The organism is Halorubrum sp. LN27 (genome assembly GCF_016635065.1).
GTDB lineage: Archaea > Halobacteriota > Halobacteria > Halobacteriales > Haloferacaceae > Halorubrum > Halorubrum salipaludis.
Genome location: NZ_JAEPET010000001.1, coordinates 555,757 through 576,236 on the forward strand (window position 1 = coordinate 555,757; position 20,480 = coordinate 576,236).

Annotated in this window: 23 protein-coding genes and 1 pseudogene; 5 read left to right on the forward strand and 19 right to left on the reverse strand. The window is 69.0% G+C overall.

Features of this window, described 5'->3' with window-relative positions; all coding sequences use genetic code 11:
- The first annotated feature begins 55 nt into the window (after positions 1 to 55).
- Both srp19 and JIN95_RS02675 read left to right on the forward strand, forming a co-directional pair.
- A complete protein-coding gene (gene srp19, locus JIN95_RS02670; RefSeq protein ID WP_004049838.1) occupies positions 56 to 334 on the forward strand; it encodes a signal recognition particle subunit SRP19 in 279 nt (92 codons plus the stop codon).
- A gap of 2 nt (positions 335 to 336) precedes the next feature.
- Complete coding sequence (locus JIN95_RS02675) at positions 337 to 564, forward strand: Gar1/Naf1 family protein (protein WP_049911049.1); 228 nt, start codon at positions 337 to 339, stop codon at positions 562 to 564.
- 183 nt (positions 565 to 747) lie between these two features.
- Here the strand turns inward: JIN95_RS02675 and JIN95_RS16470 are convergent.
- The 13 genes and pseudogenes from JIN95_RS16470 to purE all read right to left on the reverse strand — a co-directional run.
- Positions 748 to 1,014: pseudogene (locus JIN95_RS16470) on the reverse strand (hypothetical protein); the annotation flags it as partial.
- A gap of 87 nt (positions 1,015 to 1,101) precedes the next feature.
- Entirely contained in the window at positions 1,102 to 2,613 is a 1,512-nt protein-coding gene (locus JIN95_RS02685) for an NADH-quinone oxidoreductase subunit N (RefSeq protein ID WP_200530441.1), read from the reverse strand.
- The gene (locus tag JIN95_RS02690; protein WP_200530442.1) at positions 2,606 to 4,135 is read right to left on the reverse strand and encodes a NuoM family protein; all 1,530 of its coding nucleotides are present in this window, start codon (positions 4,133 to 4,135) and stop codon (positions 2,606 to 2,608) included. Before JIN95_RS02690 ends, JIN95_RS02685 begins: the two co-directional genes overlap by 8 nt.
- Positions 4,135 to 6,183: an NADH-quinone oxidoreductase subunit L gene (gene nuoL / locus JIN95_RS02695; protein ID WP_200530443.1), complete on the reverse strand. Its 2,049-nt coding sequence runs from the start codon at positions 6,181 to 6,183 to the stop codon at positions 4,135 to 4,137. The genes JIN95_RS02690 and nuoL overlap by 1 nt, the downstream gene beginning before the upstream one ends.
- 1 nt (position 6,184) lies before the next feature.
- Complete coding sequence (gene nuoK, locus JIN95_RS02700) at positions 6,185 to 6,505, reverse strand: NADH-quinone oxidoreductase subunit NuoK (protein WP_200530444.1); 321 nt, start codon at positions 6,503 to 6,505, stop codon at positions 6,185 to 6,187.
- The gene (locus JIN95_RS02705; protein ID WP_200530445.1) at positions 6,505 to 6,861 is read right to left on the reverse strand and encodes a hypothetical protein; all 357 of its coding nucleotides are present in this window, start codon (positions 6,859 to 6,861) and stop codon (positions 6,505 to 6,507) included. The genes nuoK and JIN95_RS02705 overlap by 1 nt, the downstream gene beginning before the upstream one ends.
- On the reverse strand, positions 6,858 to 7,124 hold the full coding sequence (locus JIN95_RS02710; protein ID WP_004049822.1) for an NADH-quinone oxidoreductase subunit J: 267 nt from the start codon (positions 7,122 to 7,124) through the stop codon (positions 6,858 to 6,860). Before JIN95_RS02710 ends, JIN95_RS02705 begins: the two co-directional genes overlap by 4 nt.
- 49 nt (positions 7,125 to 7,173) lie before the next feature.
- Positions 7,174 to 7,635, reverse strand: coding sequence for an NADH-quinone oxidoreductase subunit I (locus tag JIN95_RS02715; RefSeq protein WP_006113010.1), 462 nt, complete (start codon positions 7,633 to 7,635; stop codon positions 7,174 to 7,176).
- A 1-nt stretch (position 7,636) separates the two neighbouring features.
- Positions 7,637 to 8,710, reverse strand: coding sequence for a complex I subunit 1 family protein (locus JIN95_RS02720; RefSeq protein WP_095636444.1), 1,074 nt, complete (start codon positions 8,708 to 8,710; stop codon positions 7,637 to 7,639).
- The gene (locus JIN95_RS02725; RefSeq protein WP_095636443.1) at positions 8,710 to 10,374 is read right to left on the reverse strand and encodes an NADH-quinone oxidoreductase subunit D; all 1,665 of its coding nucleotides are present in this window, start codon (positions 10,372 to 10,374) and stop codon (positions 8,710 to 8,712) included. The genes JIN95_RS02720 and JIN95_RS02725 overlap by 1 nt, the downstream gene beginning before the upstream one ends.
- Entirely contained in the window at positions 10,371 to 11,069 is a 699-nt protein-coding gene (locus JIN95_RS02730) for an NADH-quinone oxidoreductase subunit B (protein WP_006113007.1), read from the reverse strand. Before JIN95_RS02730 ends, JIN95_RS02725 begins: the two co-directional genes overlap by 4 nt.
- Positions 11,069 to 11,485 carry an NADH-quinone oxidoreductase subunit A gene (locus JIN95_RS02735; protein ID WP_095636442.1) on the reverse strand — a complete coding sequence of 139 codons (417 nt, stop codon included), beginning with the start codon at positions 11,483 to 11,485 and terminating at the stop codon, positions 11,069 to 11,071. The genes JIN95_RS02730 and JIN95_RS02735 overlap by 1 nt, the downstream gene beginning before the upstream one ends.
- A 144-nt stretch (positions 11,486 to 11,629) precedes the next feature.
- Positions 11,630 to 12,247, reverse strand: coding sequence for a 5-(carboxyamino)imidazole ribonucleotide mutase (gene purE, locus JIN95_RS02740; RefSeq protein WP_200530446.1), 618 nt, complete (start codon positions 12,245 to 12,247; stop codon positions 11,630 to 11,632).
- A 122-nt stretch (positions 12,248 to 12,369) separates the two neighbouring features.
- On the opposite strand from purE, the gene JIN95_RS02745 reads away from it, so the two are divergent.
- Positions 12,370 to 13,593, forward strand: coding sequence for a PQQ-binding-like beta-propeller repeat protein (locus JIN95_RS02745; protein WP_200530447.1), 1,224 nt, complete (start codon positions 12,370 to 12,372; stop codon positions 13,591 to 13,593).
- Here JIN95_RS02745 and JIN95_RS02750 read toward each other — a convergent pair.
- The gene (locus JIN95_RS02750; protein WP_200530448.1) at positions 13,576 to 14,082 is read right to left on the reverse strand and encodes an NUDIX hydrolase; all 507 of its coding nucleotides are present in this window, start codon (positions 14,080 to 14,082) and stop codon (positions 13,576 to 13,578) included. The two genes, JIN95_RS02745 and JIN95_RS02750, sit on opposite strands and share 18 nt — an antisense overlap.
- A gap of 10 nt (positions 14,083 to 14,092) precedes the next feature.
- Positions 14,093 to 15,280, reverse strand: coding sequence for a 5-(carboxyamino)imidazole ribonucleotide synthase (locus JIN95_RS02755; RefSeq protein ID WP_200530449.1), 1,188 nt, complete (start codon positions 15,278 to 15,280; stop codon positions 14,093 to 14,095).
- Between the two features lie 128 nt (positions 15,281 to 15,408).
- On the opposite strand from JIN95_RS02755, the gene JIN95_RS02760 reads away from it, so the two are divergent.
- A complete protein-coding gene (locus tag JIN95_RS02760) occupies positions 15,409 to 15,633 on the forward strand; it encodes a hypothetical protein (protein WP_095636437.1) in 225 nt (74 codons plus the stop codon).
- Positions 15,634 to 15,730: 97 nt separating this feature from the next.
- On the opposite strand, the gene JIN95_RS02765 is transcribed toward JIN95_RS02760, so the two are convergent.
- The 4 genes from JIN95_RS02765 to aglJ all read right to left on the reverse strand — a co-directional run bounded on the left by JIN95_RS02765 (position 15,731) and on the right by aglJ (position 19,965).
- Complete coding sequence (locus JIN95_RS02765) at positions 15,731 to 16,465, reverse strand: hypothetical protein (RefSeq protein ID WP_200530450.1); 735 nt, start codon at positions 16,463 to 16,465, stop codon at positions 15,731 to 15,733.
- A gap of 75 nt (positions 16,466 to 16,540) precedes the next feature.
- On the reverse strand, positions 16,541 to 17,689 hold the full coding sequence (locus JIN95_RS02770; RefSeq protein ID WP_200530451.1) for a cell division protein FtsZ: 1,149 nt from the start codon (positions 17,687 to 17,689) through the stop codon (positions 16,541 to 16,543).
- Positions 17,690 to 17,826: 137 nt separating this feature from the next.
- A complete protein-coding gene (locus JIN95_RS02775; protein ID WP_095636434.1) occupies positions 17,827 to 18,933 on the reverse strand; it encodes an AI-2E family transporter in 1,107 nt (368 codons plus the stop codon).
- A gap of 102 nt (positions 18,934 to 19,035) precedes the next feature.
- The gene (gene aglJ, locus JIN95_RS02780) at positions 19,036 to 19,965 is read right to left on the reverse strand and encodes an S-layer glycoprotein N-glycosyltransferase AglJ (RefSeq protein ID WP_095636433.1); all 930 of its coding nucleotides are present in this window, start codon (positions 19,963 to 19,965) and stop codon (positions 19,036 to 19,038) included.
- A 101-nt stretch (positions 19,966 to 20,066) separates the two neighbouring features.
- Here aglJ and JIN95_RS02785 point away from each other — a divergent pair, with 101 nt between their 5' ends.
- Complete coding sequence (locus JIN95_RS02785; RefSeq protein WP_200530452.1) at positions 20,067 to 20,447, forward strand: hypothetical protein; 381 nt, start codon at positions 20,067 to 20,069, stop codon at positions 20,445 to 20,447.
- Positions 20,448 to 20,480 lie beyond the last annotated feature (33 nt).

Below are 20,480 nucleotides of genomic sequence, written 5' to 3' on the forward strand. Positions count from 1 at the left end.
TCCGGGTCGAACGGGTCCGAAACGACCTTACGCCGCGCGCTCGCCTCTCCGGTATATGGTCGAGAACGTCGTTTATCCCGCGTACTTCGACGCCGATCGATCGCGGTCGGAGGGGCGCCGCGTCCCGATGGATCTCGCGATCGAGGAGCCCACCGTCGACGAGATCGCGAAGGCGGTCCAACAGGTCGGCTACGACGCGGTGATCGAACGCGAGAAAACCTACTCCCGGGAGTTCGAACCGCGAGGCGCAGTGGTCGTCCGAGGCACCGAGGACACCGCGAAAAACGACCTCGTGCAGGCGATCGCCGCCTACCTCGGGGTCATCCGAGAGTGACGATGCGTCGCGTCGGCACCGTCGTCCGCACCGCCGGCGGGCTCGCCATCGCCCGGGCCGAGGCGGGCGCGGAGCCGCCGCGGATCGGCTCGTCAGTGGTCGACGAGTCGCTCGCGACCGTCGGCCGCGTCGTCGACGTCTTCGGTCCCGTCGACCGACCCTACGTGGCGGTGACGCCGAACGACGACGACCTCGCGGCGCTGGTCGGCGGGAAGCTGTACGCGCGCTGACCGTCCGTCCGGCTCACACGCTTCCGTACAGCTTCACTCGGGAGTCGGTGACTCGGCGTCGTCGGCTGAACGTCCGTCCTCCGCTTCGCCCTCCTCCGTCTCTTCGTCTGCCGCCTCGTCGTCCTCCGCTTCGACCTCCCCCGTCTCTTCGTCTGCCGCCTCGTCGTCCTCTCCGTCACGCTCCACAATAGCGAAGTCCTCGATCGTCTTCGTCGAGCGAGCGATCCGCTCCGCGACGACGAGCTTCTCCGTCCGATCGAGCCGCTCCCAGTCGAGTTCCGGCGGCGGCGACTCCTCGAACGCCCGGAACTGCCGGTACACGGCCTCGTTGACGAACCGCTCGAACGACTCGCAGTTCGGACACGTCACCGACAGATGAGAGGTGTCGAACTCGCGGCTCACCGTGTGTTCGAGGCAGTTCAGACAGCGGTAGGTCCGGGTTCTGCTCACGGTCTCAGGAGGCGACGGACGCGCTAATACCTGCGGGTACCGGTGGAGAACGAAACGATCGAACGCGCCCGAGGGCGCGTCGGACCGCTAGAACAGCGCCGACGCCGCGGCCTCGGCGGTCTCGATGACCGGCCCGAAGCCGGGCAGGAGCAGCACCGTCGCCACCGCGGCGAAGACGACCGCGGCGTACAGCCCGGTCGGCCGCACGTCGATCGCGTCCAGCGAGCTCGACGACGCGGGGTCGTCGATGAACAGCGCCTTCACGACCCGGCTGTAGTAGTACAGCGAGACGACGCTGTTGACGGCGCCGAACGCCGCCAGCCACAGGAAGCCGTTGTCGATGGCCCCCATGAACAGGAAGTACTTCGAGAAGAACCCGGCGAAGGGCGGGAGCCCGGCGAGCGAGAACATGAACACGGCCATCGCCGTCGAGGCGACGGGCGCGCGCTTCGCGAGCCCGGCGTAGTCCTCGAAGGTCCGACCGACGCCCCACCGCTCCGCCATCGCGACGAAGAGGAACGCGCCGGTGTTCATGAACCCGTAGACGAGCAGGTGCGCCATCGCCGCGCCCATCACGCTCCCGTTGGCCGAACCGCCGGCCGACAGGGCCGCGACGCCGATGAGCACGTAGCCCGCGTGCCCGATGGAGGAGTACGCGAGCATGCGCTTGACCTCCTCCTGGACGGCCGCCGCGAAGTTACCGAGCGTCATCGTCACGGCCGCGAGGACGCCGAACGCGAGCACCCAGTCGATGCCGGCGGCAAGCGACGCCCCCACCGGGAACGCCTCGGTGAACAGGCGGAACGCGACCACGAAGCCGGCCGCCTTCGAGGCGGACGAGAGGAACGCGCTCACCGGTGCGGGCGCGCCCTCGTAGGCCTCCGGCGCCCAGAAGTGGAACGGGACGGAGGCGGTCTTGTACGCGACGCCGCCGACGATCATCACGATCCCGAGGCCGGCGATTCCGGCGAGGCCGTCGAGCGAGCCGATCCCCTCGGCGACGCCGCCGAACAGCAGCGACCCGGTCGCCGCGTACACGAGCGAGATCCCGAACAGGAAGATCGCGGAGGAGAGCGCGCCGACGAGGAAGTACTTCAGCCCCGCCTCGACGCTCCCGCGGTTCCGCTTGAGGTACGCCACCAGGACGTACGACGGCAGCGACACCATCTCCAGGGCGACGAAGACGACCGCGAACGAGTTCGCGGCCGCGAGCAGCGCCATCCCGGTCGCCGCGAACAGGGTCAGCGAGTAGAACGCCGCCGGGCTCGCGTGATCGTGGAAGTAGTCGTGGGCCGCGACGACGACGAGCGCCGTCACGGACGCGAAGATGGCGCTGAAGAACAGCGCCATCGTGTCCACCTTGATCGCCTCGGCGAACAGGGTTATCGCGCCGCCGGTGTCCGGGCTACCCGTCCCGGAGACGACCAGCCAGACGCTCGCCGCGAGCGCGGCGAGCGAGCCGACCGCGCCGACGACCGCCATCGAGGTGTTCGAACGCGCGTCGGGACTGATCGTGTCGACGAGCAGCAGTGCGAGCCCGGTGAACGCCAGCAGGAAGACGGGCAACAGCGCGGCCACCTGCGGAAGCGTGTTAACCATTGATGGTCACCCCCTCGACCACGGGAACGGCAGCGTCACGGATCATCTCGAAGAAGATGTCGGGCGCCACGCCGAGCACGATGATCGCCACCAGAAGCACCGCGAGCGGGGCGACGTCGTGGAACGGCGCGGGCCCCACGTCGTAGTCGGTCTCGAGCTCGAAGGGCCCGAACAGCGTGCTCTGCATCGCCGACAGCAGGTAGCCGGCGACGATGACGATACCGAACATCGCGAGCGCCGTGAAGATCGGCGCGTACGGCAGCGACGGGGCGGCAAAGGAGCCCACGAAGATGAAGAACTCGCCGGCGAAGCCGGCCATCAGCGGGAGCCCCATGTACCCGAACGCGCCGGCGACGAGGATGCCAACCGCGACGGGCATCCGGTCCGCCATGCCGGACATGTCGCCGACCATCCGCGTGTGCGTCGCGTTGTAGATGACCCCGACGGCCATGAACATCAGCCCCGAGATGAGGCCGTGCGCGACCATCTGGAACGTCGCGCCGCCGACGCCGTACTCGGTGAACACGACCAGCCCGAGGATGACGTACCCCATCGACGAGACGGAGGAGTACGCGACGATGCGCTTGAGGTCCTTCTGGGCCAGCGCCAACATCGCGCCGTAGATGACGCTGATGACGGCGATTGCCGCGATCGGGACCGCGAGCGCGGACGCCTGATCGGGAAGCATCGTGAAGTTGAACCGGAGCAGCGCGTACGTCCCCATCTTCAGGAGGACGCCCGCCAGCAGCACCGACACCGGGGTCGGCGCCTCGACGTGGGCGTCCGGGAGCCACGTGTGGACCGGAACGATCGGGACCTTCACCGCGAACCCGGCGAACATCGCGAGGAACGCGACCATCGCAATCCGGTCCGCGGAGATGCCGAACCACGTCCCGAGACCGCCGTCGGCGATCGCCCCCGTGATCTCCGGGAGCGCGAACGAGCTCACGGAGTCGCCGAGCGCGAACGTCAGCGACATGAAGCCGATGAACATCAGCAGCGACGCCGCGTTCGTGTACACGAAGAACTTGATCGCGGCGTACTTCCGGCGCGGGCCGCCCCAGACGCCGATGAGGAAGTACATCGGCACCAGCACGGCCTCCCAGAAGACGAACCAGAGGAAGAAGTCGAGCGCGGTGAACACGCCGAGCAGGTTCGCCTCCATGAACAGCATGAGCCCGTAGAACTGGCTCTGTCTGGAGTCGATCGGCGTCCACGCGCTCACGATCGCGAGCGGGACGAGGAACGTCGTGAGCACGACGAGCGGGAGGCTGATCCCGTCGACGCCGACGAACCACGACACGGTCCGCCCGCCGACCTCCAGCCACTCGATCTGGGTCATGTACCCGATGTCGCCGCCCGTGAGGGCGTTGCCGGCGCTCTCGAAGCCGGACCAGAGGTACAGCGAGCCGGCGAACGGGAGCAGGCTGAACGCGAACGCCAGCCGACCCGCCCACTCGTCGGGCGCGAGCAGCACGAGGAGCGCCGCCGCGAACGTGAACCCGATGAGGGCTTCGATCATCACAGGAACCACCCCCCGCTCAGACCGAGCGCGAGAAGCAGCGCGACGAGCCCCAGCGTGAGCAGCGCGGCGTACTGCGAGACCACGCCGCTCTGGATCCGGCGGATCCGGCTCCCGCCGAAGAGGCTCACCGACGAGACGCCGTTGACGACGCCGTCGATGATCCCCTGATCGAAGGTGTTAGCGCCGCCGGCGACGTCCTCGGTGCGATACGCGAGCCATACCTGCAGTTCGTCCAAGTAGTAGTTGTTGTACAGCACGTCTTTGATCCCGCCGAGCTTCGCCGTGTGCTCCGTCGGCGACGGAACGTTGTAGAGCCGCCAGGCCACGAGGAGCCCGCCAAGCGCCAGGCCGAGCGAGACGGCCGCGCCCACGAGGACCGTACCGACCTCGCCGCCGACGAGGTACCCGCTACTGTACGGGCCGATGTCGGCGTAGTGGTGCGAGGAGAGCCCCTCGATGCCGCCCCAGTGGTTGTCGAGCCAGAGGTGAAGCAGGTCGATCCCCTCCAGTCCGAGGACCTTCTGGACCGGCACCATGTTGATAAATCCGGTAACGACGGCGAGCGTGCCGAGCACCGTCAGCGGCCCCTTCACGTTCCAGCGAACGGATTCGGGGTCGCGTGCGGTGTCGCTCCGGGCCTCGCCGTGGAACGTCAGGAACACCATCCGGAAGGTGTAGAAGGCCGTGACCGGCACCGCGAGCAGCCCCATCAGGTAGCCGCCGAGCAGGAGCGGGTCGTTGAGCCCGTGGACGAGCGCCTCGTAGAGGATCTCGTCTTTCGACCAGAAGCCGGCGAACGGGAAGATTCCCGCGAGCGCCAGCGAGCCGGCCAGGAAGGTGTAGTACGTGACGGGCATCTTCGCTTTCAGCCCGCCCATGTCCCACATGTCCTCATTGTGGTGCATCGCGATGATCACCGCGCCGGCACCGAGGAACAGCAGGGCCTTGAAGAAGGCGTGGGTGGTCAGGTGGAAGACAGCGGCCACGTACCCGCCCGCGCCGAGCGCGAGCATCATGTACCCGTACTGGGAGATGGTGGAGTACGCGAGCACCTGCTTCAGCTCGTCTTTCACGACGCCCATCGTCGCCGCGAACAGCGCGGTGAAGCCGCCGATGAAGGCGATCACCGCGAGCGTCGTCGGCGTCAGCGCGTAGAACCCGTACATGCGCGCGACGAGGTAGACGCCGGCCGCCACCATCGTCGCGGCGTGAATCAGCGCGGAGACGGGCGTTGGACCCTCCATCGCGTCGGGCAGCCACGTGTGCAGCGGGAACTGCGCGGACTTCCCGACGACGCCGCCCAGCACGAGCAGGCCGACGACCGTCAGCCACGTCTGGAGTTCGACGCCTGCGGGCGTCCACGCGACCGAGCCCTCACCGGCGAGCGCCGCCTCGGCGAGGTGCGGGAACGACTCGGTGCCCGCGAACTGCGCGGTGCCGAACGTCGCGATCACCGCGACGACGCCGATCAGGAAGAAGTAGTCCCCGAACCGCGTGACGAGGAACGCCTTCTTCGCCGCCGACGGCGGGCCGGGCTCCCGGAAGTGGAAGCCGATGAGCAGGTACGAGCAGAGCCCGACCAGCTCGAAGAACATGAACGCCATCAGCAGGTTGTCGGCGACGACGAAGCCGAGCATCGAGGCCGTGAACAGGCCGAGTCCGGCGTAGTACCGGGGGAGCCCCGTCTCGCCCTCGTCGTTCATGTAGCCGAGCGAGAACACGTGGACGAGCAACGCCACGAGCGTCACGATGACGAGCATGAGCGCCGACAGCGGGTCGATCAGGATTCCGAAGGAGAGCTCGATGTCGGTGGGGCCGATGCCCGCACCGCCCTCGCTCGCCCAGTAGTACAGCGTGCGGTTCGCCGCCTCCCCGCCCGCCACCGTCGCGAGCACCCACAGCGAGAGCAGGAACGACCCCGCCGTCGCCGCGATGCCGCCGAAGGCGCCGCCCTTCGGGAGGTACTTCCCGACACCGAGGGCGATCAGGAACGAGAAGAACGGGAGGAGAACGATCGCCGGAACGTACGAGAACACGTCTATCATGTTACCACCTCATCTCCGTTGGAACGGTCACGTCGGTGACCCCGAAGTTGCGGTACAACACGAGGATGATGCCGATCCCGATCGCGACCTCCGCGGCCGCGAGCGCGATGACGAACAGCGCGAACACCTGTCCCGTGAGGTCGCCGTAGTACAGCGCGAACGCGACGAAGTTGATGTTCGCGGCGTTCATCATGAGCTCGACGCTCATCAGGAAGTACAGCGCGTCGTTCCGAGTGAGCACGCCGAACAGGCCGATACAGAACACGGCGGCGGCGAGCAGCAGGTACCACTCGGACGGGATCGAGGAGGCGACGGCGGTCATTACCGCTCACCCCCCTCGTGCCCGCCGTCGGTGAGCGCCTCGCCCACCGCGGCGACGATGGAGCCGTCCTCCTCGCGTTTCGCCAGGTAGACCGCGCCGTCGACGGCCACGTCGAGCGCGACCGCCGCGATCAGGAATGCGGCGAGGAAGCCCTCGGCCGGCACCGCGCCGAGGTCGTACTCGCCGAGGTTGAAGAGGGCGTACCCGATGTTGTGGACGATCGACGCGTCCGCCGGGAACGCCGCGACCTCGCCGAAGTCGGCCGACAGAACCGTCAGGGCCAGTACGGCGAACAGGAGTCCGACCGCGACTGCGGGAACGAGACGCCCGCGGCTCCGGGAGCCATCGTCACTCATGCGCTATTCACCTCCGTTTCCGTGTCCGATCGCGTGAGCATCACGGCGAACGTGACGAGAATCAAGACCCCGCCCACGTAGACGAGGATCTGCATGGCGGCGATGAACTCCGCCTGCAGCATCACGTAGTGCACCGCAACGCTCGTCAGGGCACCGCCCAGGAGCAGCGCGGCGTGGAACACGTCGCGCGCCAGGACGACCCCGAGGCCGAACGCCAGCGTGACCGCGGCGAACAGCCCGAACGCGATGGTGGCATAAACCATTGTGTGTGTCTCCTATGAGAGTCCCTTTGAAGATTTCGAGACGCGCCCGTTACTGGTAGTCGACCTCGCCGTCTCCCTCCCCGATCCACGCGCCGCGATCGGGGTTCCGGGACTCCAGCGGGTCGATTCCCTTGTACCACGGGACGTTCTTGAGCTGTTCTTTGTTGAACACGAAGTCGTCCTTCGTGTCCGCGGTGAACTCGAAGTTCTGCGTCAACAGGATGGCGTCGACGGGGCAGACCTCCTCACACAGCCGGCAGTAGATACACTGGCCGATGTGGAGGTTATACTGCTCGCCGTTGCGCTGGTCGTCCTGCACGATCTGGATCGTGTCGTTCGGGCAGACGTTCTCGCACTGCCGACACCAGATACACCGCTCCTGACTGAACTTGTGGACGCCGCGGAAGCGCGGGCTCACCTCGGGCGCGTCCTCCGGGTATTCCACCGTGAAGGTCGTCCCGTCGAGCGCGTGCTTCATCGTCGTCGCCATGGATTTCATGAGTCCGATCATGTTACGCGATCACCCCCACGATTACGGCCGTGAGCACCAGGTTCGCGAACGACAGCACCAGCATTCCCTTCCAGCCAATCTCGATCAGCTGATCGATCCGGACGCGCGGGATCGCCGCGCGGGCCCACTGCGTGAACAGGAAGAAGCCCCAGACCTTCACCACGAACCAGATGAAGCTGATGCTCTCCGGGCCCGGACCGGACGCGCCGCCGAGGAACACCACGGAGAGGATCGCACCGCCGAGGAAGATGTGGACGAACTCGCCGAGGTAAAACAGGACGAAGTACGCCGAGGAGTACTCCGTCTGGTACCCGCCGACGATCTCAGTCGGCGCCTCGGGGATGTCGAACGGGTTCCGCCCGATCTCCGCCATGTTCGCCGTGAGGAACAGCACGAACGCGAACGGGTTGACGAACGCGAACCACGCCGGGATATCGAACCCGGCGACCGTCGCGAGCGTCTCGGTCTGCGCCCCGACGACGCCGCTTATCTGGAGCGTCCCCGCGAAGATCACGACCGACATCGCGGTGACGATGAGCGGGATCTCGTACGCGAGGTTCTGCGCGACCGCGCGGAGGCCGCCGAGGAACGAGTACTTGTTGTTCGACGCGTAGCCGGCCATCACCAGCGAGACGGAGGCGATGGAGGCGAACGCGAACACCAGCGCCAGCCCGACTTCGGGGTCGGCGAGGTGGATGTTCAGCGGGCCGATCTGGCCCATCGGGATCACGGAGAACCCGAGCATCGCCGACGCCGGCAGGAGGATCGGCGCGATGTCCCACGTCGGGCGGTCGACCCCCTCGGGGACGATGAGCTCCTTCGCGAGCAGCTGGACCGCCGCCGCCGGGATGATGAGCAGGCCGAACGGGCCGATCCGGTCGACCGCGATCCGGTCGGTGAACGCGGCCGTGATCTTCCGTTTCGCCCACGGTCCGGCGACGCCGGAGAACGCGAGGATGATGTTGGCGACGAGCGCCGCCCCGATCAGGGAGGCGACGACATCGCCGAGGACGCTGTCGATCCCGAAGGTGTCGACGAGGTACTCGGGGAACAGCTGTGCGGGCGCCGTCCCCATCAGCGGTCCACCTCCCCGAGAACGATGTCCAGGCTACCGAGCGCGGCGACGACGTCGGGGATGTACTCCCCGTTCGCCATCTCCGGAAGCGTCTGCAGGTTCGAGAAGCACGGCGACCGGATCTTGAAGCGGGCCGGCTTGTCGGTGCCGTCCGCGCGGATGTAGATACCGAGCTCGCCCTTCGCGGCCTCGACGGCCCGGTAGATCTCGGTGTCGTCGTCCGGGCGCAGCGTGCGCGGCACGTTCGCCTGGATGTTCCGCTCGTCTTCCGGCCAATCTTCGAGCAGGTCGACGCACTGCTCGATGATCTTCGCGGACTCCTCGACCTCGCGCATCCGGACGAGCAGGCGGCTGAAGTTGTCGCAGCCGTCCTCGGTGATCACGTCCCAGTCGAGCTCGTCGTAGTACCCGTACGGGTCGTCGCGGCGCAGGTCGTAGTCGACGCCCGAGCCGCGGGCGACGGGACCGGTCGCGCCGTAGTTCTTCGCGACCTCCGGCGGGAGGACCCCGGTGTCGATCGTCCGCATCTGGAAGATCTCGTTGGAGGTGATGAGGTTGTGGTACTCCTCGATCGACTCCGGGAGCTGGTCGAGGAAGTCCCGGGTCTTCGAGAAGAACTCGTCGCGCGGCTCCGGGAGGTCCCAGACGACGCCGCCGAGCCGAAAGTAGTTGAACATCAGCCGCTGGCCCGTCAGATCCTCCAAGAGGTTCTGGACGCGCTCGCGGTCGTTGATGGCGTACATGAACGTCGCCGTGAAGTCGCCGTTGATGTCGAGCGCGAACGTGGCGAGCGCGAGCATGTGCGCGGCGATCCGGCACATCTCCGCGCCCATCGTGCGGATGACCTGCGCGTACTCGGGCACCTCGATGTCGGCGAGATCCTCGGCCGCGCGGGCGTACGCCCACTCGTTGAGCAGGCCCGCCGAGATGTAGTCCCAGCGGTCCGGGTACGGCATGATCTGGTGGCGGTACGTCCCGTTCTGCGCCATCTGCTCCTCGCTGCGGTGGAGGTAGCCGATGTCGGGCTCGACGTCGACGACCTGCTCGCCGTCGAGGACCGTCTTCAGGTGGAGCACCCCGTGCGTCGCCGGGTGATGCGGTCCGATGTTGAGGAACATCGTGTCGGACTCCTCGTCCTTGTGATGGTCCTGCAGCGGGTTGGCGTGCTCCGGCAGCGTGGCGATCTGCGGCCGGTCCTTGTCGTAGTCCATCGACAGGGGGTGGCCCTGCCACGTCTCGGGCAGCAGGATCCGACGTAGGTCGGGGTGGTCGTCGTACTCGATGCCGATCAGGTCGTACGCCTCGCGCTCGTGCCAGTCGGCCGTGCGGAAGACGGGTTCGGCCGATTCGGAGACGGGGTCGTCCTTGTCGGCGGGGACGACGACACTGACCTCCTGGGTCGGGTCGTCGTACTTCTTCAGGTGGTAGATCGACTCGTAGCGGTTCTCGTACTCCTGTGCGGAGACCACGGAGAGGTGGTCGTACCCCGCCTGCTCTTTCAGGACCGAGAGCGTCTCCTGGACCGTGTCGGGCCGGATGACGAACCCGGGCGCGTTCAGGTGGTCGTCGCGGTCGACGACGAGGTCGCCCAAGAGCGCCTCCAGCTCGTCCGGGGTGCGCTCCACGGCGCCGTCGTCGACGGTGTCTGGTCGTTCGAGGCTCATGGGGAATCAGCGAAGTTGTACCGCATGACGAGTTCGTCGTCGTCGATCTGGTCGGCGAGCTTGTCGACGAGCTCGTCGCGTTCGAGGTCGGAGAACTCCTCCAGCTCGTACGGCTTGACGGTGACGGGCGCGGCCTCGCCGTTGGCGACGCGCTCCTGCAGCTTCACGACGCCGTAGACGAGCGCCTCCGGACGGGGCGGGCAGCCGGGGACGTGGATGTCGATCGGGATGACCTCCTCGGCGCCCTTGATCACGTTGTACCCCTCCTGGAACGGGCCGCCGGAGATGGTACACGAGCCCATGCCGACCACGAACTTCGGCTCGGGCATCTGGTCGTACACGCGCTTCATCCGCGGCGCGAACTTCGAGACGATCGTCCCGGGGACGATCATCACGTCGGCCTGCCGCGGCGAGGCGCGCGGGACGCCCGACCCGAAGCGGTCGAGGTCGTGTTTCACCGCGTAGGTGTGCATCATTTCGATGCTGCAGCAGGCGATGCCGAACTGCAGCATGAACATCGAGGAGCCGCGACACCAGTTCAGGAACTTGTCGAACTTGGTGAGGATGAACGGCGAGGAGCCGAACGCCTCACGGAGGCGGGAGTTGAACCGGTCCCCCTGCCCGGTCATCCGGGCGTCGCGGGTCTCGGTTACGACTTGCGATTCGTCGGTGATGAATGGTTGATCGCTGCTCATTAGTTGAGGTCACGCTCCGTCTTTCGACTCGTCGCGCGGGGGCTCCGGGCCCAGCTGATCGCGCCGGAGCGCCACGCCCAGACGAGCCCGATCGCGAGGATTCCGACGAACACCAACATCGGCCACAGCAGGTCGATCATCGGCACGCCAGCGCTGATCGCCGGGCGGTAGATGACGGCCCACGGGAACAGTAACACGGTCTCGATGTCGAACACGACGAACAACAGCGCGACCATGTAGTACTGGATGTTGAACCGGATCCGCGTCCCGCCCGTCGGGGTCTCGCCGGACTCGTAGGTGGTACTTTTACCGGTCTCAGGCACGCTCGGACGGAGCAACGCCGACACGGACATCATCCCGATCGGGATGAGCACGCCGACGGCCGCCAAGGCGCCGATCGCTATCCAATCGCTCATATAGGTCTCCGTAACGTGCGAGGATTTGGACCGCCCCCTCATAAGCGTTGAGTCTTCACCGCAACGCCCCCACGCCGCCGAAAACGCCGTCGAGCGGGCCGGAGGCCCGATCCGGATCCGGTGTCCTCTCGGTTCCGCCCGGCGCTACGACTCGTCGCGCTCGCGGAATCCGTCGATGCCGAGGTCGTGGAGATCCGCCGACACGGCCGCGACACCGCCCTTGAGGCCCTCGTGGTACTCCAGCAGTCGATCCTCGATCGCGTCGTGCTCGCGCGCGAGCACCTGCGCGGCCGACAGGCCCGCATTGAACGACTTGCCGGCGTCGACCGCGACGATCGGGGCGCCCGTGGGCATCCCGATCACGGAGTCGACCGACTTCTCCTGAACCGGGACGCCGATCACCGGGATCGGGTACGCGAGCGACGCGGTCATGTTCGGGAGGTCGGCGGACTTCCCGCCAGCGCCCGCGATCACGACGTCGAGTCCGCGGGCCGCCGCGGTCTCCCCGTACGCGTACATGAGCGCCGGCGTCCGGTGCGCGGAGACGACGTAGCTCTCGTAGGTGAACCGCGCGTCGGGCGCGTCGTGGAAATCTGTCTGCTCCGCGAACCCGAGCTCGTCGAGCGCCTCGTAGGCGCCCTCCATGACGGGGAGATCGGAGTCCGACCCCATGATGATCCCCACGTCCGGGGTGGTCTCGGGGTCGACGTCGGCCGCCGCCTCCGCTTCGAGCCGGTCGATCAGGTCTTGGACCGTGGTCATGGGCGTGGGTGACGCGAGCCGGGTTGTAAATCGTGCCGGTCCCCGCATCGCCCGGCTCGTCGCCGATCGACGCCTCAGCAACCACAAGGCGGAAGGATCGGGCCGCGGAACCGGGAGACGAGATGCCCTCCAGACGCGCGTTCCTCTCCGGCCTCGGAGCGGCCGGACTGACGGCCACAGCCGGCTGCCTCACCGGATTCGACGCCGACCCCGGCGACGACGAGACGTACGACTGGCCGGTCGGCGGCGGCGACGAGTGGAACTCGCGGTCGGTTCCGAGCGGCGTCGCGCCGCGCGACGACCCGACCGTCGACCGGACCTACGAGTTCGACGGGACCCCCGCCGGCGACCCGGTGGTGACCGCCGACACGGTGCTCCTGAACACCGGCGTGGACGTGGTCGCGCTCGACCGCGAGGACCTGAGCCGGCGCTGGACCGTCGCTTCTGACGACAACGACGCGTATCGGTACACCGGGGCGCCGGCCGTCGCGGACGGCGTGGCGTACGTCCCGGAGAGCGACACGTTGGTCGCGCGCGACCTCGACACCGGCGAGCGGCTGTGGAGCCGGGAGTTCGAGTACGTCTTCGGCGAAACGACGCCGCTCGTCGTCGAGCGCGGAGACAACTACCGAGTGGTGATAGGCGCCGGCGAGTACCTCCGCGCGTTCGACGGCGCGACGGGCGAGCGACAGTGGGAACGGCGGCTCGACGGGATCGTCCGACGCGCCGTCGCCCGCGCGTCCGCGTCGGTGTACGGCGTCGTCTACGCCGCGACCACCGGCGGGGACCTGTACGCGGTCGACGACGACGGCCGGGTGCGCTGGAACCGGACCGTCGACGCCGGGATCCGCTCCGCGCCGACCGTCGTCGCGTCCCGCAGACGCGATAGCGAGACGATAACGGGGTCTGGCGACGTGGTCGTCGGCGACGGTGACGGGTCGATCCGCTGTTTCGACCCGAACGGGAGGCCCCGGTGGCGTACCGACCTCTTCGGGTTCGCCGAGGGTGGAATAGCGGCCGGCCACGACGGCGTGTTCGTGTCATCGGGCGGACGGCTGTCGGCGCTGAACGCGGAGAACGGGGCCCTCGGGTGGCGGACCGAGATCGGGAACGCCGTCCGGCCGACCCCGCCGGCGCTCGTGGGCGACACGGTGTACGTCGGGGGTGAACGGCTCCACGGGATCGCCGTCGGCGGCGGCGTCGGCGTCCGGTCGGTCCGCGTCGGCGAGAAGCGGTTCGAACACGAGGTCGACGGCGGCGCGAGCTACGTCACCGCCGCCGACGGGTCGCTGTTCGCGACGGTGGCAGGGGGGATGAGCGGCGGGCGGTTAGCGGTCCTCTCCTGAGAGGAACGGCCGGAGGAGGTCGCCGTCGTGCAGTTCCGACGGAACCCCCTCGAACCACCGCGCAGCCCGGATCTCGTCGGGAGCGACGCCGAGGTCGGCGGCGTCCGGAACGGGCCCGTCGGCGCGCGCCGCGTAGACGACGTAGTCGGCCTCGAACGCGACCGCGCCGCGCTCGGCGTCGACGTACGACTGCTCGAAGACGACGATCGGATCGCCGACTGCCGGGTCGAGCCCCGTCTCTTCCCGGACCTCCCGCGCCGCCGCGGCCGCCGGGGACTCTCCGGGCTCGACCGCCCCGCCGGGGAGCACCCAGCCGTCCGACCACGCGGTCTTCACGAACGCGAGCCGGCCGGCCGGGTCGCGGACGCGGGCCGCGGCCGTCAGGGCGGTCCCCTTCTCTGCCCACTCGCGGAGCACCTCGATCCGGTCCGGCGGGAGCCGGATCGACTGGCGTTCGCGAGGCGCGTCGGGCGCGAGGTCGTTCGGCATCGGTCCGCGACTACGCGTTTCCGAACGTCAGTCCGTCGCGGAGGGCCCGCGCCCGCGAGAGCAGGGCGTCGCAGTCGATATCGGCGTCCGCGTCGGCGTCGTTTCCGCCATCTGCGGGAGTCGCCGTCAGGTGCCCCATCTTCCGGAGCGGGCGCACGTCGGCTTTCCCGTACCAGTGGAGGGCGGCCTCTGGCGCCGCGAGCACCGCCTCGACGCCCGACAGCGTCGCGGGTTGCGTCTCCTCGATGTCGCCGAGGATGTTGGCCGTGACCGCGGGCGCGACGAGGTCGGTCGGGCCGAGCGGCCACCCGAGGACGGCCCGGACGTGGTTCTCGAACTGCGAGGTGCGCGCGCCCTCGATGGTCCAGTGGCCGGAGTTGTGGGGCCGCGGCGCGATCTCGTTGACGAGCACGTCGCCCTCGCGGGTCTCGAACAGCTCGATCCCGTAGACGCCCCGACCGTCGAGCACGTCGAGCACGTCGCGCGCGACCGACTCGGCCTCGGCGACGACCGCGCCGTCGGTCCGGGCCGGCGCGACGCTCTCACGGAGGATCTCCTCGCGGTGGATCGTCTCGGTGACGGGGTAGGTCCGGGTCTCGCCGTCGGCCCCTTTCAGCCCCATCACGGCGATCTCGCGCTCGAAGTCGAGGAGCTCCTCGGCCATCGCGGCGCCGCCGATCTCGTCGAGCGCGTCGGCCGCGTCCGCGGGGTCGCGGACCGGGACGTTCCCGCGGCCGTCGTAGCCGCCCTCGCGGGCCTTCAGCATGACGCCGCCGTACTCCTCGACGACGCGTTCGAGCCCCTCGGCGGTGGCGACCGCGACGAACTCGGGGACGGGGATCCCGGCGTCGACAAGCGCCTCCTTCTGCACGAGCTTGTCCTGGATGGTTCGGAGCGTGTCCGGTTCGGGGTGGACGGGCACGTCGTGTTCGGCGGCCGCCTCGGCCATGAGGTCCGGGTCGGCCAGCTCGATCTCGAAGGTCAGCGCGTCGACCCGGCTCGCCAGCTCGCGGATCGCGTCGGCGTCGTCGAAGTCGCCGACGATCTGGTCGCTGACAACGGGGCTCGCCGGACAGTCGGGCGTCGGGTCCAACACGACGACCTCGACGCCGAGCGGCGCGACCGCCTCGCCCATCATCCGACCCAGTTGACCGCCGCCGACGACGCCGAGCGTCGGTCCCGGTAGCGTGATCGTCATGCGCGCCGGTACCGGACGTTACTGCATAAATATTCCCACATCAGGCGTAGAAATACGCACGGACATGGATATTATCGGAGCAAACCGGACCACGAACCGTTTTCCGTCCGGGGTTGCTCCTCGAAGACGTGACCGGGACGACGGGGCTCTACGAGCGGGCGGACGAGTGGGCGCGCGGACTCTCTCGTGGGCGGTACGCCGTCCTGTTGGGAGCGTCGTCAGGGGGCGGCGTGCTTGCGTTCGGCCTCCTGGTGAGCGGTGACGCGCTCCTCGTTCGCGCCCTCACGATGTCGCTCGTTATGTTCGGCCTGGAGTACGCGTTCGGGGCGTTCGGCGGGTCGGACGACGAGTGATCGAGGCGCCGGGCGGGAGCGGAGGAGGTCCGGTGCGGTCGCGGGCGGAGGCAGACGACGCCCGTGCGGTCGCCGGGCGGCCCCGTCGCCGACGACCTCAGAGATCGACCGCCGCGAGGTCGCTCTCTAACTCCCCGACGAACTCGTTGTACGCGTCGACGAACCCCCGGAAGGAGTCGGCGTACTCGCGCACGTCGGCCGCCGACGGCGCCTCGTACTGCGAGAGGATGTAGAGCCCGCCCGATCCCCCGACACGGAGGTACGAGACGGTCCCCTCGTCCCACTTCAGCTCCCACCGGTCGCCGTCGACGCGGGCGGTGAAGGTGCCGTAGTCGTCGCCCCCGTACCGATGGATCTCGCCGGCCATGACCGAGCAGGCGTCGCGGATCCGGTCCAGTACCCGGTCCCGCTCGGCGACGACCCCGTCCGTCGGGGCCGGCTCGGGGAACTCGGCGCTCACGCCGTCAAGGACGCCCGACAGCGACCCGACCCACTCGTTCCACGCCGCGACGAAATTCGCGTAGTCGTCGAGCGCGGTCGACAGGCCGGCGGGCGCCGGCGGCTGCTTCGTCGAGATCACGTACACGTCCGAGCCCGAGGTCGGCGAGAACAGCAGGAACTCCAGCTCGCCGGCCTCGTGTTTCACGGTCCACGTCCCGCCCGGCGTCGACAGCTCCTGCCGGCCGTAGTCGCCGCCCTGCAGCTTGGCGAGCTGGTAGGCGATCGTTCCGGCGTGGTCCCGCACGGCGGCGACGAGCTCGTCGCGCCGGTCGGCGACCGCGTCCGCGTCGCGCACGTCGAGGTCGAGCCCGAGGTCGGCGTGGGTGGTCACGGGCGTACTGGGCGCCTCACGCGGTTAACGAGTTCGGGTCGGGGAGCGGACGGCCGCCGGTTCGCGCCCGGCGCTTCACGCGATCGACTCCCGGATCTCGCGGATCCGCGGCGGCTCGTCGATCCCAGATCGGACGACCAACGCGAACACCTCCTCGCCGCCGGGGACCGGCGCGTCGCCGCTCAAAATTGCGCCGGAGCCGGTCTCGTCGGCGAGCCACCGCCGCCCGTCCGCGATCGCCTCGCGGTTGAGCCACGCCGGCGGCCCGCCGACCACGAGCAGGGTCCGGTCCGCCCGCCCCTCGGGCACCGCGACGGTGTTCTTCCCGCGGGTCGCCTTCCGGATCGTCGTCTCGATCGCCGACACCGCTTCGCTCGTGTCGACCGCCGCCGGCTCCGCGGAGCCGAACAGGCCGAGCCCGAACCGCGACCCCGACTCGGGCGGCTCGACCGCCTGCGTCGCGTGGCCGATCGCGGCGATCTCCCCGTCGTCGCCGACCGCCCGGGCCACGTCGCTCGCGTCGAGCACCTGCTGGGGCGTCGACTCCGCGTCGTCGGCCTCGCCGGCGCCGAACAGCGCCGCGACGCGCTCGGTGACGACGGCGTTCAGTCGGTCGCGGGCGTCGGCGATCCCCTCACCGGGGCGGAGCCACTCGGCGTTGTCGAATGGGAAGACCGCCGCGCACCGATCCGAGAGCGCGTCGAGTGTCCGCGCCGCGTTCTTCTCCGCGAGGGGGCGCTCCGGCGGTCGTTCCCCGGAGTCGTCGGTCGCGCTCGCGCGGGGCGAGTCGGGCTCGCGGGGCTCGGACTCCGCGGGCGTCGGGAGCAGCCCGACGGCGTAGACGGGCACGTCGTAGAGCCGCGTCAGCTCCTCGGCCAGCGCCGGCGCGGCGCCCGCGCCCGCGCCGCCGCCGAGCCCGACGACGAGGACGAACGCCTCCGCGAGCGACGGCTGCTGGTCGTCCATCGCCCGGCCGAGCTCGCTGGCGTGCGCGTCGCCGAGCCGCCGGGCCGCGTGGAGGTCGCCGTCGAGCCCCCCGCCGCCGGCCGCGTCGCCGAAGCGGTGCCGGCGGGACTCGTCGATCGACCGGAGGGCGTCGAGCGCGGCCGCGTCGGTGTCGAACGCGTTGACGCCCTGCAGGAACCGGTCCCCGTCGCTGTCGGCCGCGAGCCGGTCGGCGATCCGGCCGCCGGCGCCCCCGAGACCGATAACGTGTACACGCATACGTCACCCCGGTCGTCGAGCGGGGGCTTATCTCTTCGGCCCGAGGGTCGAGCGTCGGAGCAGGGGTCGCCGATCGGTCCGCGATTGGCGGTCGGTCCGCGGTCGGCGGTCAGAACCTGCCGATCAGCACCCGCCGATCAGAACTCGTCGAGCCGGCGCTGTCCCCGCGGGATCTCCGGTCCGACCTCCTCGGCGTCGCCGCCGAGCAGCCTGACCAGGGCCGTGTCCGCGAACGTGAGCGCCAACACGAGCACGATCGGCGCGAGGAACAGCCCGTGGAACCCGAACACGACCGGGCCGAAGATGTACGCCAGCATGAGCAGCCCGACGTGGGTGGTCTTCCCGCTGAAGTACGGGCGGAGCACGATGTCTGGGATCGTGTCGACGACGACCGCGGCGACGACGAGGAACCCGGCGACGTACACGAGCACGGCGATGTCGTCGCCGAGGACCGGCGGAACCGCGGTCACTGCCGCGAGCGGAACATACACGATCTTCATCCCGATCACCGGGATCAGGCTCGCCACTCCGGTGAGCGCGCCGGCGAGCGCCGGGTACGGCACCTCGACGATCTCGGGGGCGACCACGTTGTAGCCGGTGTAGGTCACGACGGCGATGATCGAGATGGCGATGACGTTGAGCAGGTTCCCGTACAGCACGGCCTCCAGCTCGGCGTCCGCCGCCTCGAGGTACTCGCGGACGACGGCGTCGTCGTCGAAGGTGAGTAGCCACCCGTGGAACTTCGAGCCGTCGAGCAGCAGGTAGTAGGTGACGACGATCGTGATGAGGAGGTTCAGCGTGAGCCCCGAGAGCACGCCCGCCAGCAGCCCCGCCTGCTCGGAGACGAAGTCGATGAGGGGGTCGAGCTGCCCGGACTGGTACGCCTGCATGACCCCGTCGAACGTCGGGTTCGAGAGCGCGGCGAGGTCGCCGACCCACGAGTTCTCGGCGCCGACCGTCTCGGCGACCGGGTACTGCTCGATGAACCGCCGCGCCTCGATCAACAGGAGGAGCACGGTGTAGCTCAGGAGTCCGATAAGCGGGATACCGATCAGCGACAGCGAGGCCACCGCCCGCACCCGGGCGGGGAGCCGGAAGCGTTCGAGCCGGTGGTAGAGGCGCCGGGTCGAGTAGTAGAGGAAGACGGCGACCGTGAGCGGGGCGACGAACCGGTAGGCGATGAACCCGACGAGCAGCGCGACGACGAGTCCGAAGAGGGCGATGACGAACCGCTTTTCGTCCATGGCGGGTCCTCTCCGCGGCTCGACATAAACCATGTGGCTCGCTCCGGGACCGGCGAGCGCGAGCGGGAGGCTGACGCGGCGCCCGTGGGTCGGAGCCGCCGATCAGTCGGAGCCGTCGTCGATCGCCCGCTCGTAGCGCGCCGCCTGCTCGCGGTGGAGCGAGAGGATCATGTCGGCGAGGAAGCCGAAGATGAGCAGCTGTATCCCCAACAGCGCGGCCCCGACCGCACCGATCGCGATTATCTCGTGGGTGGCTCCGTAGACGAACCAGCGGTAGAGCACGTACCCGGTCATCACCGCCCCGGCGCTCGTCGAGAGGGCGCCGAGGCTCCCGAAGTAGAACAGCGGGTTGTTCGTCTTCGCCTTCCGGTACAGCTCGATGAAGATCACGCCGCCGTCGCGGACGGGATGGAGGTTGGTCGCGGAGCCGCCGGGTCGCTCGCGGTAGGTGACCGGGACGACCGCGACCGACTGCCGGTTCTTCACGCATTCGACCGCCATCTCGGTCTCGATCCCGAATCCGTCGGCGGTGAGGTGGAGCCGGAGGAACGACTCGCGGGTGAACGCCCGGTAGCCGGAGAGGATGTCCCGGTAGCGCTCGCCGTGGATGAGGCGGAACGCGAGGTTGATGATCCGGTTCCCGATCTGGTTCAGCCGCGTCATCGCGCCGGGGCGCATGTCCGCGAACCGGTTCCCGATGACGTGGTCCGCCTCGCCGGATAGCAGGGGCTCGAGCATCGCGTCGACGTCGTCCGCGTCGTACGTCGCGTCCGCGTCGGCCATCACGACGTAGGGCGCGTCGATGTGGTCGCGGACCGCCTCCCTGACGGCCTGTCCCTTCCCGCGCCCCGACTGCTCGACGACGCGTGCACCCGCCTCCCGAGCCGCCTCCTGCGTGCCGTCGGACGAACCGCCGTCGATGACGAGGATCTCGTCGAGCCCGGCGTCGCGGAACGCCTCGACGACGCGCGCGACCGTCTCGACCTCGTCCATCGTCGGCAACAGGACGCAGACGTCGTCGGAGTCGCTCATTACGCGGTCGATGTCGGGGGAGTCGCTAAACTCTGTCCCTCCGGGCCGGAACCGCTTCGGACACCCATACGCTCATGTACCAGACGATCGATCGTGATAGCATGGCACACCCACCGGACGAGCGCGTCGAGGAGCTGCTCAGCGCCGCGCGGACGGCCACCGGAGACGAGCTGCGGAGCCTGACGTACTTCACCGAGGAGGACGTCGAACAGCTCTACCTCCGCAGCGACCTCAGCCGGACGGCCGACCTCGTCGGCTTCGCGGAGAGCGAGCGACACGGGTTCCACGCGCAGTCGCTGTACGCGGACACGCAGCTCGGGGACTACGAGTTCACGGTCCGCGTGTTCGAGAACGGCTACCTCACGCGGGTCATCAACAACGGCCACGGGGTCTGGGTGACGACCGACTCGATGGACATCGACCGCTTCGAGGAGCTCGCGAGCGCGCTCGCGTCGATCCTCCGGTCGTTCGATCCGGCGTAGGGTATCGCAGTTGTCCGCCCCGCTACCGCGACC

Coding starts and splice junctions, on each gene's coding strand:
- srp19 (WP_004049838.1), top strand. CDS start 56: ATGGTCGAGAACGTCGTTTATCCCGCGTACTTCGACGCCGATCGATCG.
- JIN95_RS02675 (WP_049911049.1), top strand. CDS start 337: ATGCGTCGCGTCGGCACCGTCGTCCGCACCGCCGGCGGGCTCGCCATC.
- JIN95_RS02685 (WP_200530441.1), bottom strand. CDS start 2,613: ATGGTTAACACGCTTCCGCAGGTGGCCGCGCTGTTGCCCGTCTTCCTG.
- JIN95_RS02690 (WP_200530442.1), bottom strand. CDS start 4,135: ATGATCGAAGCCCTCATCGGGTTCACGTTCGCGGCGGCGCTCCTCGTG.
- nuoL (WP_200530443.1), bottom strand. CDS start 6,183: ATGATAGACGTGTTCTCGTACGTTCCGGCGATCGTTCTCCTCCCGTTC.
- nuoK (WP_200530444.1), bottom strand. CDS start 6,505: ATGACCGCCGTCGCCTCCTCGATCCCGTCCGAGTGGTACCTGCTGCTC.
- JIN95_RS02705 (WP_200530445.1), bottom strand. CDS start 6,861: ATGAGTGACGATGGCTCCCGGAGCCGCGGGCGTCTCGTTCCCGCAGTC.
- JIN95_RS02710 (WP_004049822.1), bottom strand. CDS start 7,124: ATGGTTTATGCCACCATCGCGTTCGGGCTGTTCGCCGCGGTCACGCTG.
- JIN95_RS02715 (WP_006113010.1), bottom strand. CDS start 7,635: ATGATCGGACTCATGAAATCCATGGCGACGACGATGAAGCACGCGCTC.
- JIN95_RS02720 (WP_095636444.1), bottom strand. CDS start 8,710: ATGGGGACGGCGCCCGCACAGCTGTTCCCCGAGTACCTCGTCGACACC.
- JIN95_RS02725 (WP_095636443.1), bottom strand. CDS start 10,374: ATGAGCCTCGAACGACCAGACACCGTCGACGACGGCGCCGTGGAGCGC.
- JIN95_RS02730 (WP_006113007.1), bottom strand. CDS start 11,069: ATGAGCAGCGATCAACCATTCATCACCGACGAATCGCAAGTCGTAACC.
- JIN95_RS02735 (WP_095636442.1), bottom strand. CDS start 11,485: ATGAGCGATTGGATAGCGATCGGCGCCTTGGCGGCCGTCGGCGTGCTC.
- purE (WP_200530446.1), bottom strand. CDS start 12,247: ATGACCACGGTCCAAGACCTGATCGACCGGCTCGAAGCGGAGGCGGCG.
- JIN95_RS02745 (WP_200530447.1), top strand. CDS start 12,370: ATGCCCTCCAGACGCGCGTTCCTCTCCGGCCTCGGAGCGGCCGGACTG.
- JIN95_RS02750 (WP_200530448.1), bottom strand. CDS start 14,082: ATGCCGAACGACCTCGCGCCCGACGCGCCTCGCGAACGCCAGTCGATC.
- JIN95_RS02755 (WP_200530449.1), bottom strand. CDS start 15,280: ATGACGATCACGCTACCGGGACCGACGCTCGGCGTCGTCGGCGGCGGT.
- JIN95_RS02770 (WP_200530451.1), bottom strand. CDS start 17,689: ATGCGTGTACACGTTATCGGTCTCGGGGGCGCCGGCGGCCGGATCGCC.
- JIN95_RS02775 (WP_095636434.1), bottom strand. CDS start 18,933: ATGGACGAAAAGCGGTTCGTCATCGCCCTCTTCGGACTCGTCGTCGCG.
- aglJ (WP_095636433.1), bottom strand. CDS start 19,965: ATGAGCGACTCCGACGACGTCTGCGTCCTGTTGCCGACGATGGACGAG.
- JIN95_RS02785 (WP_200530452.1), top strand. CDS start 20,067: ATGGCACACCCACCGGACGAGCGCGTCGAGGAGCTGCTCAGCGCCGCG.